General features: G+C 62.6%; 21 protein-coding genes. 14 read left to right on the plus strand and 7 right to left on the minus strand.

From position 1 onward, the window contains the following. The first annotated feature begins 404 nt into the window (after positions 1 to 404). Complete coding sequence (locus RMO95_RS19010) at positions 405 to 1,043, plus strand: OmpW family outer membrane protein (protein ID WP_310452241.1); 639 nt, start codon at positions 405 to 407, stop codon at positions 1,041 to 1,043. 81 nt (positions 1,044 to 1,124) lie between these two features. Here RMO95_RS19010 and RMO95_RS19015 read toward each other — a convergent pair whose 3' ends face one another. Continuing rightward, positions 1,125 to 2,081, minus strand: a complete 957-nt coding sequence (locus tag RMO95_RS19015) for a hypothetical protein (protein ID WP_310452321.1) — start codon at positions 2,079 to 2,081, stop codon at positions 1,125 to 1,127. Between the two features lie 447 nt (positions 2,082 to 2,528). Between RMO95_RS19015 and RMO95_RS19020 the strand changes: the two genes are divergently transcribed. After that, positions 2,529 to 3,044, plus strand: a complete 516-nt coding sequence (locus tag RMO95_RS19020) for a carboxymuconolactone decarboxylase family protein (protein ID WP_310452242.1) — start codon at positions 2,529 to 2,531, stop codon at positions 3,042 to 3,044. Beyond that, a complete protein-coding gene (locus RMO95_RS19025) occupies positions 3,034 to 3,360 on the plus strand; it encodes an AF1514 family protein (RefSeq protein ID WP_310452243.1) in 327 nt (108 codons plus the stop codon). The genes RMO95_RS19020 and RMO95_RS19025 overlap by 11 nt, the downstream gene beginning before the upstream one ends. Positions 3,361 to 3,467: 107 nt before the next feature. On the opposite strand, the gene RMO95_RS19030 is transcribed toward RMO95_RS19025, so the two are convergent. From RMO95_RS19030 to RMO95_RS19055, 6 genes are all read right to left on the minus strand, one after another. After that, positions 3,468 to 4,670, minus strand: a complete 1,203-nt coding sequence (locus RMO95_RS19030; RefSeq protein WP_310452244.1) for an ABC transporter permease — start codon at positions 4,668 to 4,670, stop codon at positions 3,468 to 3,470. 159 nt (positions 4,671 to 4,829) lie between these two features. Further along, positions 4,830 to 6,041 (minus strand): ABC transporter permease, encoded by a 1,212-nt coding sequence (locus RMO95_RS19035; protein WP_310452245.1) that lies wholly within the window; start codon positions 6,039 to 6,041, stop codon positions 4,830 to 4,832. After that, on the minus strand, positions 6,041 to 6,733 hold the full coding sequence (locus RMO95_RS19040; RefSeq protein WP_310452322.1) for an ABC transporter ATP-binding protein: 693 nt from the start codon (positions 6,731 to 6,733) through the stop codon (positions 6,041 to 6,043). The genes RMO95_RS19035 and RMO95_RS19040 overlap by 1 nt, the downstream gene beginning before the upstream one ends. A gap of 7 nt (positions 6,734 to 6,740) precedes the next feature. Beyond that, positions 6,741 to 7,907 carry an efflux RND transporter periplasmic adaptor subunit gene (locus tag RMO95_RS19045; protein WP_310452246.1) on the minus strand — a complete coding sequence of 389 codons (1,167 nt, stop codon included), beginning with the start codon at positions 7,905 to 7,907 and terminating at the stop codon, positions 6,741 to 6,743. Between the two features lie 73 nt (positions 7,908 to 7,980). Then, complete coding sequence (locus RMO95_RS19050; RefSeq protein WP_310452247.1) at positions 7,981 to 8,844, minus strand: DUF4824 family protein; 864 nt, start codon at positions 8,842 to 8,844, stop codon at positions 7,981 to 7,983. Next, complete coding sequence (locus tag RMO95_RS19055; RefSeq protein ID WP_310452248.1) at positions 8,841 to 9,926, minus strand: DUF2157 domain-containing protein; 1,086 nt, start codon at positions 9,924 to 9,926, stop codon at positions 8,841 to 8,843. The genes RMO95_RS19050 and RMO95_RS19055 overlap by 4 nt, the downstream gene beginning before the upstream one ends. Positions 9,927 to 9,993: 67 nt before the next feature. Here RMO95_RS19055 and RMO95_RS19060 point away from each other — a divergent pair, with 67 nt between their 5' ends. The 11 genes from RMO95_RS19060 (at position 9,994) to RMO95_RS19110 (ending at position 17,567) form a co-directional block, all read left to right on the plus strand. Then, the gene (locus RMO95_RS19060; RefSeq protein ID WP_310452249.1) at positions 9,994 to 10,341 is read left to right on the plus strand and encodes an ArsC family reductase; all 348 of its coding nucleotides are present in this window, start codon (positions 9,994 to 9,996) and stop codon (positions 10,339 to 10,341) included. Further along, positions 10,341 to 11,201 carry an Hsp33 family molecular chaperone HslO gene (locus RMO95_RS19065; RefSeq protein ID WP_310452250.1) on the plus strand — a complete coding sequence of 287 codons (861 nt, stop codon included), beginning with the start codon at positions 10,341 to 10,343 and terminating at the stop codon, positions 11,199 to 11,201. Before RMO95_RS19060 ends, RMO95_RS19065 begins: the two co-directional genes overlap by 1 nt. Positions 11,202 to 11,461: 260 nt before the next feature. Continuing rightward, positions 11,462 to 12,214, plus strand: a complete 753-nt coding sequence (locus tag RMO95_RS19070) for a fused MFS/spermidine synthase (protein WP_310452251.1) — start codon at positions 11,462 to 11,464, stop codon at positions 12,212 to 12,214. Further along, entirely contained in the window at positions 12,211 to 13,137 is a 927-nt protein-coding gene (locus RMO95_RS19075; RefSeq protein ID WP_310452252.1) for a DMT family transporter, read from the plus strand. Before RMO95_RS19070 ends, RMO95_RS19075 begins: the two co-directional genes overlap by 4 nt. A 157-nt stretch (positions 13,138 to 13,294) precedes the next feature. Further along, on the plus strand, positions 13,295 to 13,585 hold the full coding sequence (locus tag RMO95_RS19080) for a hypothetical protein (protein WP_310452253.1): 291 nt from the start codon (positions 13,295 to 13,297) through the stop codon (positions 13,583 to 13,585). A 146-nt stretch (positions 13,586 to 13,731) separates the two neighbouring features. After that, entirely contained in the window at positions 13,732 to 14,181 is a 450-nt protein-coding gene (locus tag RMO95_RS19085; RefSeq protein ID WP_310452254.1) for a YkgJ family cysteine cluster protein, read from the plus strand. A 302-nt stretch (positions 14,182 to 14,483) separates the two neighbouring features. Then, positions 14,484 to 15,440 carry a nuclear transport factor 2 family protein gene (locus RMO95_RS19090; RefSeq protein ID WP_310452255.1) on the plus strand — a complete coding sequence of 319 codons (957 nt, stop codon included), beginning with the start codon at positions 14,484 to 14,486 and terminating at the stop codon, positions 15,438 to 15,440. 153 nt (positions 15,441 to 15,593) lie between these two features. Beyond that, positions 15,594 to 15,788, plus strand: coding sequence for a hypothetical protein (locus tag RMO95_RS19095; protein WP_310452256.1), 195 nt, complete (start codon positions 15,594 to 15,596; stop codon positions 15,786 to 15,788). Positions 15,789 to 16,050: 262 nt separating this feature from the next. Beyond that, a complete protein-coding gene (locus RMO95_RS19100; protein ID WP_310452257.1) occupies positions 16,051 to 16,815 on the plus strand; it encodes a hypothetical protein in 765 nt (254 codons plus the stop codon). Between the two features lie 144 nt (positions 16,816 to 16,959). Beyond that, positions 16,960 to 17,214: a type II toxin-antitoxin system HicA family toxin gene (locus RMO95_RS19105; protein ID WP_310452258.1), complete on the plus strand. Its 255-nt coding sequence runs from the start codon at positions 16,960 to 16,962 to the stop codon at positions 17,212 to 17,214. Then, positions 17,211 to 17,567: a type II toxin-antitoxin system HicB family antitoxin gene (locus RMO95_RS19110; RefSeq protein ID WP_310452259.1), complete on the plus strand. Its 357-nt coding sequence runs from the start codon at positions 17,211 to 17,213 to the stop codon at positions 17,565 to 17,567. Before RMO95_RS19105 ends, RMO95_RS19110 begins: the two co-directional genes overlap by 4 nt. Positions 17,568 to 17,590: the final 23 nt, after the last annotated feature.

Raw genomic sequence — 17,590 nt, forward strand, 5'->3', positions numbered from 1 at the left:
CTCGCTCCTACAGGGAATGCGCCTTTTCCTTGCGCCTTTTCCTTGTTGACTGACTGCTAGCCGCGCGGCGGATAGCGCTACGCAATCCGGGCCCGGCACGAGCTGCCGGGCTTTTCATGTCCCCTGGCCGCCAAAGTTGGCGCTGGCGCTACGGCGATGCGCGCCGCAGCATTCAAGAATTGGCCAAAAATCGGCTAAAAATCGACCGCCGATCGACCGCAATCTGGCGGTCCCCGACCCTCGCTGATTTGCAAATCCTGACGCAGGTCAGGATTTGTGTTCGCGGGCCATCGGAAGGCCCCGCCAATTGACAAAAGTCAATTCCCACACCTAGCTCATGGTTATTATCGCCGCAAACTTTTTCCGCTTGACCATTAAACCTTAAATCCCTGAAAGGATCTGTTATGAAGCATGCAAGACTCGCTGTCGCCGTTGCTGCCGTTCTTGGTTCCACCGCCGCCCTAGCCCAGCAGGCCGAAGGCAACTGGATGATGCGCATCCGCGCGGTGGATCTCCAGCCGATCAAGAAGTCCGATCCCATCCCTGCCCTGGCGCTTCCCGGCGACGCCGTATGGGTGGAACACAAGTTGATTCCCGAGGTGGACTTCACCTACTTCTTCACCAAGAACCTCGCCGCCGAACTGATCCTGACTTATCCGCAGAAGCTCGACGTGCAGGTCAACGGCGTCGGCAAGGTCGGCACCTTCAAGGCCCTGCCGCCGACGCTGACGCTGCAGTACCACTTCGCGCCCGAAGCGAGCTTCCGTCCCTACGTCGGCGCCGGCATCAACTACACGCTGATTTCCGGCGTGGACCTGCCGGTGGTGAATACCCTGACCGGATCCACCTCCGACCTGAGCAACTCCAGCCTCGGCGGCGCGCTGCAGGTCGGCTTCGACTACAAGATCGGCAAGAACAGCTATATCAACTTCGACATCAAGAAGACCTACATCCGGGCCGACCTGATGGTGGGCGGCGCCAAGGTCAGCAAGCTGACGCTCGACCCGGTGCTGGTCGGCATCGGCTACGGCTTCAGGTTCTAAGCCTTACCTGCGGCAAGGCAAAAGGCCACCTGCGGGTGGCCTTTTGCTTGACGGCGCGACGCGCGTCGCCGGCGGCGAGCGCTATACCGACCCCAGCCAGAACGCCACATCCCGCTTGAGGAACTCGTCCCAGGGCATGTAGTGGGAACCGTCGCAGGAGAAGGTCAGGCCGACCATGCCGTTGAACAGGTTCAAGGTGCCGGTGCGCAGGTAGAAAGTCTCGTCGATGAAGCGCAGCGAGCTCAGCGTGTCGAGAATGGCGCGGATGCGTTCCTTGGGCACCAGCGCGTCGGACGGATAGGGGTGTTTCGGATAGACCAGGCAGGTGTCGGGATCGACCAGCGCCTGGATGTCGAACAGACGGTAGCGATAGGGATCGTCGAGCGTCCAATACACGGCGCGGCTGCTCGAAAAGTGCAGCATGATGTGGTACATGCCGTGATCGACCATCAGCTCCTCGACGACGCCGAGCACGGTGCCCAACTGGCGGTCCATCTCGCTCTCGCTGCGGGTCTGGTGGAAGACCTGGCTGCGGATCGACGGGTCGCCGCGCAATTGCCGCCACTGGTGCTGTTCCTCGAAGCGCGCCCGCGTCAGCGGCAAGTCATGGAGATAGAAATCGGCGCCGAGAAAACCCACCGCGGCACCGGTGGCGCTGCGCACGATCTGGATCGCGGTCAGCCCGGGGCGCCGCTCGCGCAGCGTGATGTAGGAGCGCGACAGCAGGAAGCCCGTGGCCGGCTGGGATTCGCGCATATAGGGACGATGCGAGCGATTGCGGCCGAAATCGGCCTCGCTGACGCCCGCGGCGCCGACATTGTCGGAAATCTGCACGCCATCGATATTCATGACGTAAAGGTAGCGGCAATGCGGCACGCCGGGGAACAGGCGGCCCAGCTCGGCGTTGAGCGCGGCGCGGCTGCCCCAGGCCGCGGCGACGGCCTGCGCCGCATCGCGCAGCGGTTCCTCGATGATCTTCTTCAGCGCCGCGCGTTGCAGGGCAACGCTCTCCTGAAGGGTATTGCCGGCATTCAGCATGATGCGCAAGCTTACCAATTCAACATTTCGCGCCCATTAATTCTACGCATGGCAGGCATCACCCTGATTTTCAGGGCAATCGCATGAACGCGGGAAACACCGTCTCCTCCCCCTTCAAGGGGGGCGAGGAGGGGATTCGCGACGCATGCGTCGCGCCGCCGCAGCCGGCTGGCTGTGCAAAGTCAGCCGTGGTCCGCGCAGCGGCCGGGAGGGGGATGGGGGACGAAACGGGCGTTCCGTCGGCGTGTCGCCATCGGTTTGCCCCATCCCCACCCCAGCCCTCCCCTTGAAGGGGAGGGAGTTGGCGCTTCATGCGATTGCCCTGCCCTGATTTTCGCCCAGGCGTCGAAATCGTCGGAAACTGTATATTCTCGTTTTCTCCCCGACCGACGAGTTACAAGTCATGCACCTGCGACCCGATACCGCGCTGCCCCGGCGCTCGATGCAATGAGCAAGGACTCCCCTGCCCCGGGTTTCCGGCGACGCATGTATGCCAGCCCCATGCAGTTCGTGCGCGACTTGTATTGCGCGCTGACGAAGCTGCGCCCCGTACTCTCGCTGTCATTGAAGTCCGGAATTGCCGCGGATTTTCGCGAACGCATCATGATGGTCGTCACCGGCGTCAATCGCTGCCGGCATTGCGCCTATGGACACGAGTTTCTTGCCGCGCTGGCGGGCGTTTCCAAGTCGGAGATTTCCCGCCTGCTGGCGCAGGACCTGACGAGTTCCCCGGCCGACCAGATTCCCGCGCTGCTGTTTGCCATGCACTGGGCGGAATCCGACGGGCGGCCGGACAGCGCGGCGAAATCCGCTCTGCGAGCCCGCTATGGCGTCGAGGTCGCGCGCCAGATCGAAGCGGCCACGCTGATGATCCACATCGGAAATCGGATCGGCAATACCTTCGATTACCTGCTCAGCCGAATCTCGGGCGGACGCTTCGGACTGCTGACCAGTGAACGCTGATCCGGTCTGCCTGACGGGCGCCGTGCCAGGCGATTTCGCGGTGAGCGTGGCGGAAATCGCCACGCCGCAGCCGCTCACCGATTACCTCGCGGCGATGAAGCTCGCCGACGCCGAGGCCACCGCGCGGCTGGGCAGCCACATGCTGCTGTCGTGGTATGACCGCGACCGGGATTTCGAATCGCCCCAGCATGCCAGCGAATGCCACGCGGCCGGCGCCATGCCCGGCTATGCGGTCTATGGCCTGCACCACGGCGCCACGCTGATGGTGGACATCGAACAGGGCCGCTTCGTTTTCTTCTATTTGCCGCTGGATTGACCCATAGCGCCGTGTCGCCATCCGCTACGGCGAGGAGAGCGTTCTTTGCTCGACCGCCTTGTAGCGCAGGGGCTTCATCAGCGCCAACTCTTGTCGCGGGCCGCGCCCTACTCCGTCCTTAGCGCTTCGACCGGATCGAGCAGCGCCGCGCGCCGCGCCGGCAACACGCCGGCCGCGAGGCCGATGGCGGCGGCCAGGGCTTCGGCCAGCAGCACGAATGATATCGGCGTATGCACCGGCAGCGCCGGGACGAAGAGGCCGATCAGCTGCGCCAGGCCGATGCCGAGCAGCAGGCCGACCAGGCCGCCGATCGCCGCCAGCGCCACGGCCTCGCCGAGGAACAGGCCGAGGATGGTCTGGCGCCGGGCGCCGAGCGCCACCAGCAAGCCGATCTCGTTGGTGCGTTCGGTGACGGCGATGGTCATGATGGTGACGATGCCGACGCCGCCGACCAGGAGCGAAATGCCGCCCAGCGCGCCGACGGCCATGGTCAGCACGTCGAGGATGCCGCCCAGCGTGGCCAGCATCTCTTCCTGGCTGATGATGGTGACGTCGTCGCGGCCGTGGCGGGCGATGATGACCTCCTTGATCGCGGCCGCCACGCCGGCGGCGGGCACGCCCTCGGCCGCGGCGACGCTGATTTCATTGAGGCCGGCGCGATTGAACAGTTCCAGCGCGCGCGCCGCCGGAATGAAGGCGGTGTCGTCGAGATCGATGCCGAGGAACTGGCCCTTGGGCTCCATCACGCCGATCACGCGGAACTGCAGGCCGCCGATGCGCACGCGCGCGCCCAACGCATTCTCGGCGCCGAACAGCTCGTTCTTCAACTTTGGCCCCAGCACGACCTGGGCGCGGGCCGCGCCGGCCTCCTCCTCGGGCAGGAACTGGCCGCTCCTGACCTTGCCCTTGAACACCGTCAGCATGCCCGGCCCGACGCCGTAGACCGAGACGCGGCGCAGGCGGCCGTTGCCGCTGACTTCCGCATTGCCGAACACACTGGGCGTGACGGCAATCACGTTGGGCAGGCGTTTCAGGGCCTCGGCATCCTCCAGCGACAGCGGCCGCGCGCTGCTGGGCAGCCCGGTCATGGCGCCGCCTCCGGTCTTGGTGCGCCCCGGATGGACGCCGACGACATTGGTGCCGAACTGGGTGAATTCCGCCAGCACGTAGCGATGGATGCCCTCGCCGATCGACGTCAGCAGGATCACCGCGGCGATGCCGACGGCAATTCCGAGCAGGGTCAGGAAGCTGCGCAGTCGCTGGGCGCTGATGGCGCGGATGGCGAGCGACAGAAAATCGACGAAGACCACGTCAACCTACTTTCCGCAGATGACGCAGATTTCCACAGACAAACATTCTCGAATTCTTTGAGCCCTCGCGGCCCTGGTAAGCAATGAATTGAACATGCCAAGCTCCTTGATCTATCTGCGTAATCTGCGAAATCTGCGGATCAACTGTCTTTTCCAGGTTCAATGCTTCATCAGCGCTTGCACGGGATCCAGCCTGGCCGCGCGCCGCGCCGGCATGATGCCGAACAGCATGCCGGTGCCGAGCGCCGTGCCGAGTGCCGCGATCACCGCCCAGTCCGGCGGATAGGCGGGAAACACCGGGTACATCTGACGCAGCACGAAGGCGCCGAAAAGGCCGAGGCCGTATCCGGTCAAGGCACCCACCAGCGACAGCATCGCGGCTTCGGCCATGAAGGCGTTGCGGATCGTCGCCGCACGGGCGCCGAGCGCCTTCAGCAGGCCGATTTCGGCGGTGCGCTGGGTCACCGCCACCAACATCACGTTCATCACCAGGATGCCGGCCACGGCCAGGCTGATCGCGGCGATGCCGGCCACGGCGGCGGTGAGCGCGCGCAGCAGCTTGTCGAAGGTGGCCAGCACGGCATCCTGGGTGATCGCCGTGATGTCTTCCTCGCCGCCGTGCCGCAGCTTGAGGCTGGCAACGGCTTCGCGCTTGACGGCCTCGATGCCGTCGCGACTCCTGGCTTCGATGAGGATGCGAAACAGGGTGCTGGTATTGAACAGGCTCTGGGCGACGCTGACCGGGATGAAGACCACCTCGTCGGTATTCAGGCCGCCCACCCCCTGGCCGGTGGCCTTGAGCACGCCAACGACGCGCAGGCGCCGGTCGCCGAGGCGGACCAGTTCGCCCACCGCGGAGCGCCCGGCAAAAATTTCCTCCTGGATCTTGGCGCCGATCACGGCCACGGGCGCGCCGCGGCTCCAGTCGGATTCAGGCAGGAAATGGCCCTGCGCCATCTTGAAGCCGCGTATGTCGAAATAGGTCGAGGTAGTGCCGGCCACCACGACTTCGCGCAGCCGGCCATTGGCGTTGATCTCCGAGTTGCCCGCGGTCAGCGGCGCCACGCGCCGCACCGAGGGCAACCGCGTCAGCGCGAACGCGTCGTCCACCGTCAGATCGCGCGGCGTCGTCGTCAACGCATTGGCCGGACTGAAACCGCCGGTGGCCGAACGTCCCGGCAGGATGATGACCAGATTGCTGCCCAGCGCGGAAAACTGCTCGACCACGTAGCGCCGCGCGCCGTCGCCGAGCGAGGTCAGCACCACCACGGCGGCGACGCCGATGGCCATGGCCAGCACCGACAAGGATGTACGCAGCGGATAGCCGGCTGCCGCATCGCGGGCGAAGCGCAGGACGTCGGCGTTACGCATCAGGCCGCGCCCGCCACCGACCGCGCGCTGTCGCTTTTCAGCTCACCATCCTCCATCATCAGTTGACGGCGGGCGCGGGTGCCGATCTTCGGGTCATGGGTGACGATGATCAGGGTCATGCCACGTTCATTGAGGGCTTCGAGCAGATGGATCACGTCGTCGCCGGTGGCGCGGTCGAGGTTGCCGGTCGGCTCGTCGGCCAGCAGCACGGCAGGCTGCATGATGGTGGCGCGGGCAATCGCGACGCGCTGCCGCTGGCCGCCGGAAAGCTGGTCGGGCCTGTGGTCGGCGCGCTGGTCGAGGCCGAAATCCTTGAGCGCCTGCTTCACGCGCTGCGCCCGCTCGGCCGCAGGAATCCCGGCCAGCATCATCGGTAGCGCCACATTCTCCGCGGCGGTCAGGCGCGGCACCAGGTGGAAGCTCTGGAACACGAAGCCGATGCGCCGGCTGCGCACGGCGGCCTGCTCGTCCGGGGACAGCGTGGTGACGTCGCGGCCTTCGAGATGGTAGGAACCCGCGTCGGGCCGGTCGAGCAGTCCCAGCAGGTTGAGCAGCGTCGATTTGCCGGAACCCGACGGCCCCATGATCGCCACATATTCGCCGGGGTCGATGGCGACGTCGAGCCCGGTCAGCGCATGCACCACGCTGTCGCCGAGATGGAAGACGCGCTCGATGCCGGCGAGCTGGATCACCGCCATGCTATTTAGATTTTTCGTTCGCCGTGGCCGCCGTGGCCCTAGCGCCAACTTTCACGCCCTCGCGTTCCAGCGAGACGACGATGCGCTCGCCCTCGGCCAGGCCTTCGACGATTTCCGTGAATTCCCAGTTGGCGGTGCCGATCTTGACCTTGCGCTCTTCGAGCTTGCCGCTTTCCGCGTTCAGCACCATCACGCGGCCGCCCTCGATCAGCGCCGCGGTGGGCACCCGCAGCACGTTGGCGCGCGTGGCGAGCACGATCTCGACGTCGGCGCTGTAGCCGACCAGCAGACCGCCGCTCGCCGGCATGTCGAAGTCCACCTCGACATCGACGGTGCGCGCCTGTTTCTCGACGGCCAGGACATAGGGTGCGACGCGCCGCACCTTGCCCTGCAAAGGCTGCTTGGGCAACGCGTCGAGCGAGACGCGCACCGGCAGGCCGGCCTTGATCTTCGGCGCATCGATTTCATCCATCGGCGCGTTGATGTAAAGGCAGGTATCGTCGATCAGGTCGATCGCCGGCGGCGTCGGCACGCCAGGCGGCGAAGGCGTCGAGTATTCGCCGAGCTCGCCGACGATTTTCGCGACGATGCCGTCGAAGGGCGCGTAGAGCGTCATGCGGCCCTGCTCGACTTTCGTCACGCCGACCCGCGCCGAGGCCTGGGTGACATCGGCGCGCGCCGTTTCGCAGGCTGCGCTGCGGACATCGGCCTCGCTCTTCGCTGCATCCTCGCGCGCATCCGAAACGAAGCCCTTGTTCTTCAACGAAGTCTGGCGCTCGGCTTCGCGGCGCGAACTGGCCGCCGTGGTGCATACCTCCTTGACCCGCTGCGCGGACACCGCGCGCTGGGCTTCGGCCAGGGTCTGCTGCGCCTTCTGGTCGTCGTTCCAAAGCTTCATCAGCAGCTGGCCTTTCTTGACCTTGTCGCCTTCCTTGACGCCGAGGAATTCGATGCGGCCGCCCATGATGGTCGACAGCTTGGTGCGCTGACAGGCTTCGACCGTGCCGGCACGGGTATTGACCACCGTGGACTCGACGTTGCCGCGATCGACGGACTTCAGCACCACGCTGATCGGCTTGGCCCGCGTGGTCCACAGAAAGCCGCCGACGACGAGGACCAGAACCAGCGCCGCCGGCAGAATGCGGCGCAACAAAAAGGATGTATTCATGGCGCGTGATTATGCCGTGTTTGCCGCGGCCGCGCCCTTCCCCGGAAGGGATAGGGCGGGCCACCAGGAAAACTCAGCGCGCCACGGCCACCGCTTCGATCCAGGGCTCCAGGCGCTGGCCGAAAGCGATGGTGGCCTCGAAGCGCGCGCCGGGCTCGTCCGTCGTGCGCCGCTGGCTGCGCAGCGCCGGTTCCAGCGCCGGACGCAAGGCGTGCGGCACATTGATCTGCGAAACCGCCAGGGCGCTGAGATAGCCGCTGACGCGGGTCTGCTTGTCCCGCGTCACCGTCCGCGGCCGCAGCGTGGCCTTGACGATCAGGTAACGGCCGCGATCCGGGTATTTCGCGCGCAGGGCCGCGCGGTCCAGCCCGGCGTCGATGGCGAACAGCCGGCTGTTCGCGTTCTCCTCGCGCTTCAGCTGTTCCTGGGCGCGCTTGGCCTTGGCGGCAAACTCCTTGCTGTCGGCATTGGCCAGCAGCGCCGCCTCATGGCGCGCGACATTTTGCCGCGTGCGCTCCAGCGCCCGCTGCCAGGCCGGGCCGCCGAGTTCCAGCACCAGCAGCACTTCGCGCGGCAACTGGCGCTCGAAGCGGCGGCGCTCGGCCTGGTCGGCGGCCACGGCCGCGGTATCGAAGCCCAGTGCCGCCATGCGCGACTCGTCGAGCCAGTCCGGCGTGCCGCCGTTGGCGCCGAAACCCGAACCGAAATATTCGCCCGTGCTGGTTTCGATCACGCGCCAGTTCAGCGCCAGCGCCAGGCCGCTGTTCTCCCTGACCATGCCGCCGCGCCAGGGCATGGACAGTTCACGTTGCGAGAGCGTCATGCGGCTGTCCGCCTCGCCGCTGCGATTCAGATAGACGCCCACCAGCGCCACGGCATTGGCCAGCAGGATCAGCGCCGCGCCGGCCGCCAGGACCTTCCAGGGAGTGAGCTTCATGGCGCGGCCTCCGTGGCGCCATGCCCGACACGGCGCAGGCGTTTCAACACCAGCAGGATCAGGATCGCAGCCAGGCCCAGCACCAGGAAGAACAGGTATTTCGGCATGATCTCCCACCACCAGTCGAAGAACTTGGTGTAGAGGAATATGACGAAGAAAGTGATGCCGGTATTGACCATATCGGGCCACTGCCGGCGCGCGCCGATCCAGATCGCGAGGGCGCTGGCGACGAAGCCGGCGAGCTCGTAGGCGCCCTCGATGCTGCGCGCTTCGATGTCGTAGTTGGCCAGGTAGCTGCCGTAGCCCCAGTGGCCCAGCACCAGCATCGGCAGCAGCAGGCTGAGCAGGCCGAAAATCCGGTAGATGGCGGCGAAGCCCGACAGGCGGCGGTGTGCCAGCAGCGCCGGCACGGCGAACAACAGCGCCGCGACCGGGAAGAAATTCTCCGGCCGCTCGCCGAAATGCAGCCAGTAGATGCCGCCCCACTCGCCGACGCGCGCGGCGACGTAGGCGACCACGCAGCAGATGCCCGCCGCCAGCAGCAGACGCAGGTCGCAGGCATAGGCCAGCAGCAAGGCCAGCGCCGCCCAGGGCAACAGGGCGCGGTCGGTCGGCGTGATGTTGAATATCTGGCCGAGCATGGTCAGGTTCAGCACGAAGCAGGCGAAGGCCACCATCGCCGCCAGCTTGGTGAAATAGCCCGAGGCGTCGCGGGTCTGGATCCACACCGTCAGACCAAGGCTGGCCAGCGCCGCGCCGAGCAGGATCGCGACCTGGGCGGTCTCGTCGAAATTGCCCCAGAACTGGTAGAAGAGGAAGAACACGCTGGCCGCCAGCGCCAGCGCGCCGAGGAAGGAGGCCACGCGCATGCCCAGCGACAACTGCCTGGCCTGCGCGTCGCGGTCGATGTCGAAGCGCCCGGCGAAGCTCGCCAGCAGGGCGGCATGGTGCTCGCGCAGCGCCTGCTGCTGGGCCGGATCGAGGTGCAGCACGCCTTCGCTGTCGAGGCGTTCCAGCTCGACCTGGAAGATCGCGATCTCGTCGGCGCGTCGTTGCGCCTCGCTGCGAAGAGGGGTATTCATGGCCGGCGATTATGCCGCGTTTGTTATGATTCGGCTCTCTTTCACCGATTCGACGATATACATTGCAATGGTAAAAATCTTCGGCATCAAGAATTGCGACACCATGAAGAAGGCATTCGCCTGGTGCGAGTCCAATGGCATCAGCTACGAGTTCCACGACTACAAGAAACTCGGCGTGCCGCACGATCGCCTGGTCCAGTGGTGCCGCGCCATGGGCTGGCAGACGCTGGTCAATACCAAGGGCCCGACCTGGCGCAAGCTGACGCGCGAACAACAGGCGATCACCACCCAGGGCCAGGCCGTGGCGCTGATGATGGAACACCCGAGCGTGATCCGCCGCCCGGTGGTGGAGAACGACGCCGGACAGTACCTGGTGGGTTTCGACCCGACCATGTTCGACAGCTTCGTGCGCTGATGGATGCGGTGCACGGCTTTCTGCTCGAAGACCTCGACATCCGCGGCGCGCTGGTGCAGCTCGGCCCGTCCTGGGCGGCGATCGCCGCGCGGCGCAACTATGCGGCGCCGGTGCGCGACCTGCTCGGCGAGCTGGCCGCCGTCACGGCGCTGATCGGCAGCAACCTGAAGACTCCCGGACGCCTGAGCTTCCAGGTACAGGGCCACGGCCCGGTGTCGATGCTGGTGATGGACTGCAATGAACAACTGCATCTGCGCGGCATGGCGAAAAGCGAACTGGCGGCCGACGCCGAAGCCCATGTCGCCGGCGTCGCCGACCTGCTCGGCGACGGCCGCCTGGTGCTGACCCTGCAGCCGCAGTCGGCGCAGACGCCCTACCAGAGCGTGGTGCCGCTGGTGGGCAGCACCCTGGCGACGATCTTCGAGCACTACCTGGCGCAGTCCGAGCAGCAGCCGGCGCGGCTGTGGCTGGCGGCGACCGCCGACACCGCCTGCGGCCTGTTCCTGCAGAAGCTGCCGGGCGCCGACCTGCGCGACGCCGACGGCTGGAACCGCATCGAAACGCTGGCCGCGACGGTGCGCCCCGAAGAACTCTCGCTGCCACCCGAAATCCTGCTGACCCGGCTGTTCGCCGAGGAAAGCGTGCGCCTTTACCCGGCGCGGCCCGCCGCCTGGCACTGTCCGCGCGACGAGGAAAAGGTGCGCAACATGCTGCTCTCGCTGGGCCGCGAAGAAGTCGAGGCGATGCTCGCCGACGCCGAGGCGATCGCCATCGAGGACGAGATCTGCGGCCACGAATACCGCTTCGGGCCCGAGATCGTCGACGAGCTGTTCCCGCCCAGCGGCCGCATCCTGCATTAAGAGTTCATTTCAGTGGGAATCTTGCCCCGCGTTGAATCCAGGATCGGATGGATGCAAGGCGCAGTGCGCAGCCAATGGTTGGTCCCATTGGCAAGCACTGCAACGCCGCAGACGCCGATCCTGGCTTCAACCCGAAGGGCTGCAGGGCGTTGGGCGCGCTGCCACGTTGTCGGTCGCTTGCATGGATGTACCATTCGGCGCTCCCTCCGCCTCGCATCGCATCCCAACGCCCAGCAGCGCGGGGCAAGATTCCCACTGAAATGAACTCTCACATCGACATCAGCGAGGAAGCCGGCGTCCGCTACCTGCATTTCGGTTCGAGCTGGGTGCAGGGCGCGATGCGCATCGCGCGGCCCTTTGCGCTGGAGCTCGACTACACGCGCGAGATGATGGTGCCGCTGCTGCTGCACGGCGACGACTGGCCGCGCAAGGTGCTGCAGATCGGCTTGGGCGCGGCTTCGGTGACCAAGTTCCTGTATCGCCACCGGCCGCAGGCGAAGCTGACCGTGATCGAAATCGAGCCGCGTGTGGCCGCCGCCGCGCGGCAGTTCTTCAAGCTGCCCGAGGATGAGCAGCGCATCGACATCCGCTACGGCGACGGCGCCGACTTCGTCATCGCCAGCAAGCAGCGCTACGACCTGATCCTGGTCGACGGCTTCGACGCCGACGCCCGCACCGGCCGCCTCGACAGCGTGCCCTTCTATCTCGACTGCCGCGCCCGGCTGGCCGACGACGGCCTGCTATGCGTGAACCTGCTGTCGCGGCGCAAGGATTTCGGCAAGAGCGTCAAGCGCCTGGAAGAAGCCTTCGCCGGCCGCGCCATCGCCTTTCCCTCCTGCGACAGCGGCAATGCCATCGCGCTGGGCGCGGTCGGCGGGTCGCCAGCGCCAACTCTTGACGAGCTCAAGGCCGCCGCCAAGCGCCTGAAGCAGGAAAGCGGACTCAACCTGCTGCCGACCCTGACCCGCCTCGCGCAGTCGCGGCACCTGGCCGGCGGCACGCTGCAGCTATGACGCAAGCACACAAGGACCACCGCCGCGGCACGCTCTACATGCTGCTGGTGATCGCCATCTGGGGCGGCTTTCTGCCGGTCGGCAAATCGGCGCTGCAAATGGTCGATCCCTACTGGCTGACGGCGATGCGCTACGGCACCGCGGCCCTCATCTTCATCGGCCTGCTCTGGGTGCGCGAAGGCCGCGCGGCGCTCGCCACCGAAGGCCAGTTCTGGAAAATCGTGCTGTTCGGCAGCGTCGGCTTCGCCGGCTTCGGCGTCTGCCTGTTCGAAGGCCTCAAGCTGACGCGGCCCGAAATCAGCGGCATGATCCTCGCGCTGGGCCCGATCCAGGTCGCGCTGTTCCAGTGGTGGCGCACGCACCGCCGGCCCGACGACTTCACGCTCGCGGCAATCGCGCTGGCGCTGGTCGGCGAACTGTTCGTCATCACCTCGGGCGAATTCGCGCGCCTGACCGGCGGCGACGCGCGGGGCAACGGCCTGGTGTTCCTCGCCTCGCTGTTCTGGACCGCCTACACCCTGGGCGGGCAGCAGTTCCCCGGCTGGTCGCCGGTGCGCTACACCGCGCTGTCCTGCTCGCTGGGCTGGTTCGCCATCATGGCCGCGGTGGCCATCGCCACCCTGGCCGGCCACAGCCAGCCGCCGCGCGCCGAGCAACTGATCGCCGTCTGGCCGCAGCTCGCCTTCATCATCCTCTGCGTCTCGGTGTTCGGCATCCTGTTCTGGAACATGGGCGTGGCCAAGCTCGGCCCCCTCAACGCCGGCCTCTTCGCCAATTTCACCCCCGTCATCACCTACCTGATCGCCATCGCCCAAGGCCGCATCCCCGGCGCCCTCGAACTCATGGGCGCCGCCATCGTGCTGATCGCCCTGATAGCCAACAACCGCCACCAGCGCAGCAAGGTCGGGCGGATCGAAGTCTGAACAAGAGTTGGCGCTGGCGCCACGGCGACCGGCGCAGCTTCGGCAACACTGCCGACGACTCGGATGGCAAGCGGCATTATTGCCATCGGCATCGAAGCTGACTATGCTTGCGGAAAATTCGCCGGCAGCGCTCCGGCCCGGAAAAGGAGGAAGGGCAATGACCACCGCAACCGCCGAACACCGGCCGCCTATGCCACCCGCCGCCAGGGAATTTCCCCGGAGCGGGGGCGTACCGAAAAATCTGGAGCCGGGCGCCGCCCGGATGAAGCGGCTCGCGGCGCGCTGCGGCCATGCTTTGGCCTGCGTCCGCCATCGTGACTACCCGGCGCGCGGCCGGCACCTGACCACCGTGGAACCGATTATCGAAGAGCGCCCCTTACCGGGACCGCTGGCCGTGCGCAAACCAAAACTCGACGATCGCGCCATCGCAGAAAATACCAGGATATGAAAAACAGCCTATCTCCAAATCCGAAAACAAACTTCCATGCCTGGAAAATGACTGTCAGATATGGAAGTCTTTCAGCGGTGGATAAACGCTATTCGTTAGGCGGTCATCATTAAGTTACGTTGTAGAAAAATTCAAAAGGAGTTTTTATGACTAAAAGCATTGCTATTCAAAAAATAGATTTTACTTGCACCAAGTGTGGGGAGTGTTGCAAAAATCTCGACAAAAATAGGGTATTTATGCTTTTCCCTGTGGACATACCTAAGTTGACTAAAGCGTTAAATATCTCGCGAGAAGATCTTATTTCTAGATATATTGAAAAGTCATTAATTGAGACAAAGGAGGGAAATTATCTTGAAGTTTATTTTGTTAAGCCAGCAGCAAATGGTCATTGCCCATTTTTAAAGGAGGACAATTTATGTGGAGTTCAAGAACACAAACCTGAGCAGTGTATTAGAACGCCTTTTGGTATAGCTTGGAGTGAAAATCGTAATAGTCTTTACGAGTGCTTGAAAGAAGCAAACATTCCAGAGGAATATTCTACTGTAAATGTAGATAAAGAACTTTTTGAAACCCTTCGAGACGGCTACAGCGCTTAAATTAAGGAGAATCCATCATGTGTGTAATACCCCCAAAGGACATCGTAGATACCATAAAGACACTTGGCATTGAGCCAAAAAAATCTCAACAAGTGCAAGAGGAAAATAAAAGCATTCCTCAAAACAATAAAATAGCAATCGCTTTAAACCCCAAAACGCCCGCCTAACCTCGCGGCCAAGAGGGACGCCGCAAAAGCGCGGCGCCCCTCACCTTAACTACAAGGGCCTCACTGTATCCGGATACCCGGCGGGAGCCATCGAATATGGAGAGCTTCCCGTCAACGCGAAAGGAGCAGCAGAAAATGAGTATTCGCCCGTACAACATACTTGCAATCGCACTCACACTGTGGACGCAAGCCATACTAGGCTCGGCCTCGGCGGCGGGCGGAAATGATCGAATCACGGAACACAATATCCTGAGCACCGAAAAAGCGTTGGATGACGCACTGATGCAACGCAGCGTCGCTGCTTTTGTATCGCACCTGGCAGACAACTTTGTTTACTCGATAGAGCGGCCAGGACTATTTGGCAAGAGCGTCGTCAAAATGACACGTAGTGAATTTGAGGCAGGCCTTGCGAAGAATCTCCCGGCCACAAATTATCGTTCAATCAGTCATGAGGAAAGACAAATTGCTATTTCTCAAGACGGCCGAGAAGCCTCAGTAACACAAAAGAATATTGAAACAGTGACCGGGGGAGGAAAAGACATTAGGGCAATAGCAGTAGCTACGTATAAATATGAATTACGAGATGGTGCAATTGTCTTAACGTCGCTTGCTGAATCTAATCTAGAACGACAAGAGATGGAGGCGTCATTCTCTGTCGTAGATTTTGCTCCATACCGTGGCGATGGACCAGCATCGCTGGAAGGGGAGGCATTTGTAAAAACGGAAAATGGAGAAGTCAGAAATTGCAGTGGTGACGCTGTGTTTTTGGCGCCCTATACGCCATTTGATGTCGAAGTGATCACAGCTTTCCTATTTCACATTGACCTCGCCTTGAAGAAAGCCGGTCAAGCGGCGCCGTATTGGCGCGAATCAAGTTGTGACTCGCAAGGCAAGTTCGAATTCACAAATGTTCCTACGGGAACATGGATTGCGATCACAGCAGTGCGGTGGGGCAATAGTGGCCGTGTCATTGGCGGGCGTGCTGAAGGCGGGCAGCTTGCAAAGAAAATCATACTGCATCCTGGAAAGAACAGAATCGTTATGAATATGAAGAATCTTAAGGACCCGATATTCGGCTTCGATCTCAAGTGACCTGGAGTGGGCCGAGAAAGGATGTGCAGCGAAGGCGGTGGTTATTTGGTAATTGAGACTGACGACTCGGCGTTCGTTGAGCCTCACCATTTCGGGGTGCACTGGTGAGGAAAACATGGAACGCACTCCCAATGGTGTGAAAGGAGAAGTGAAATGACAAAAGAACACACTACAAAACACAAGCATGGTGATGGCACTAGGACTGAAACGAAGACGACCACCTACGATAGCGGCGGATCAAAATCCGTGACAAAGGACATAACGAATCGCACGCTATTAAATGATGGCAAGGTAATAAGCAGGACAGACATCGACAAGAACGGTAATTCCCGTACGAAGAAATATTGATATCGAGGTCGCAGTCTGACTTTCCGGGTGGCCTCGTCGAGCAAATGTCAGCTATGGTGTCGGCACGTTCGAGGCCCAACCCATCGGTCCCCGGACGCTGCGAGATAAAGCCGCGCAGCGCCCCTGCCCTTGAACGTTGGGCGTCAGATAATCACATGCCCGCCGATGCCTTGAACAGAACTGACTTCTCTATTTCAGGGAAAACTTTATGCCAGTTGCTCTTAATTGTCCTAGTTGTGGCGCTCCGATAAGCGAGAGTTCTGTGGTCGCACTGGCGCCCGTCTGCACTAATTGCCGTTCAGTGATAACGAGCGTTGGCGGTACCCTTGGATTGACGGGCACTTATGGCGTAAGCGATGCCACCATTACACAACGCCGTGTCGAAGCAGATTTGGCAGTATTACGCGAATATCAAGTCAAATACCGAGGAATGAAGGAGGCATGTCTCCAGCAGTTGGACTGGAGTGTGGAACGATACGCAAAACTTCCGCAAACCCCTGAGTTGTTGGCGCTGGAGAACGTCCCAGACTTTTGGGCGAGCCTAGGGAGTGGGCTCACGTCAGCGGCCGGTTGGTTATTCGGATCGACTATTGGCAGTTATGTATTCATGGTGGTGTACGACATCATCTTTCACTCTTTCCGACGCGCAGGCCTTACCCATACCCCCTCTTTCGCTTGGATAGAGCACATACCTTTCTTCGTCTTTGGAATTCCTGGCCCGGGTCGGAGATATTTAGAGCCTGAAAATCTGATTTTGAATTTGTTCGTCCTTGGAGGCTGCGTTGTGGTTGTTTTGGCTTGCCTCTTTCCCCACTTCAAAGCCAAGCGATCCAATGGCGATAGACCGAGGGAGAACGCTAGGCGTCAAAAGGCGCACCAAGAAGCCGTCGCCACTGCCTTGAAAGCCGCCGAGCCTCTCAAGGCAGCGGAGGATCACCGCCTTCGCGTTCAAATTCGCGAATTGGAAAGTTGCGCCAAGACAGTTAGCGACAAGGAGGCGGAAGTGCGTAGATTGCTGCCCACATGACGCCCAACGAATAGGGCGTAGCCGTGAGCCGCCATCCGGAGATCGCGGATACTCACCAGCCCCGGTGCCTTCAACCAATCGTACGTTGGCCGCCTTACTGCCTGCCTGATTGCGAGTGCTATCACTTTCTGCTATCGTTAGCCCGTGAACGCCAAGCACCGCAAAACGCTCATTGCCATCTTCGCGCGCCCGACGTCGGCGTCCATTCCGTTCGCTGACATCGAGGCCCTGATGAAAGCCCTTGGAGGCTGCATTTCGGAGCGCGAGGGTTCGCGCGTCAAAATCGAACTCAAAGGCGAGCAATGGCGGTGCCATCGGCCACATCCGGGCAAGGAAGCCAAACGTTATCAAGTCGAGGAAGCGCGAGAGCTTCTGGAGCGTGCAGGAGTAATGCCATGAACACTATGTCATACAAGGGCTATACCGCTCGTGTCGAGTACGACGAGCGGGACAATATTTTCGTCGGTCGCATTCTCGGCGTCCGCAGCATCATCAGCTTTCATGGGGAAACAGTTACGGAGTTGCGGGCCGAGTTTGAACATGCGGTCAAGGATTACCTTGCCGAGTGCAAGAAAGAGGGAGTTCATCCCGAGAAGCCGGCGTCCGGCAAGTTGTTGCTGCGCGTGCCTCCCGAGATTCATGGTCGGGCTCTGGTAGCCGCGCAGGCCGCAGGCAAGAGCCTTAACCAATGGGCTACCGAGGTTCTGCAGCAGGCTGTTCACCCGGCGCGCAAAGCCGCGCAGCGCTCCTGACCTTGAACGCCGGGCGTCACGCG

This window comes from Sulfuritalea sp., from assembly GCF_031426875.1.
Taxonomy (GTDB): Bacteria; Pseudomonadota; Gammaproteobacteria; order Burkholderiales; family Rhodocyclaceae; genus Sulfuritalea.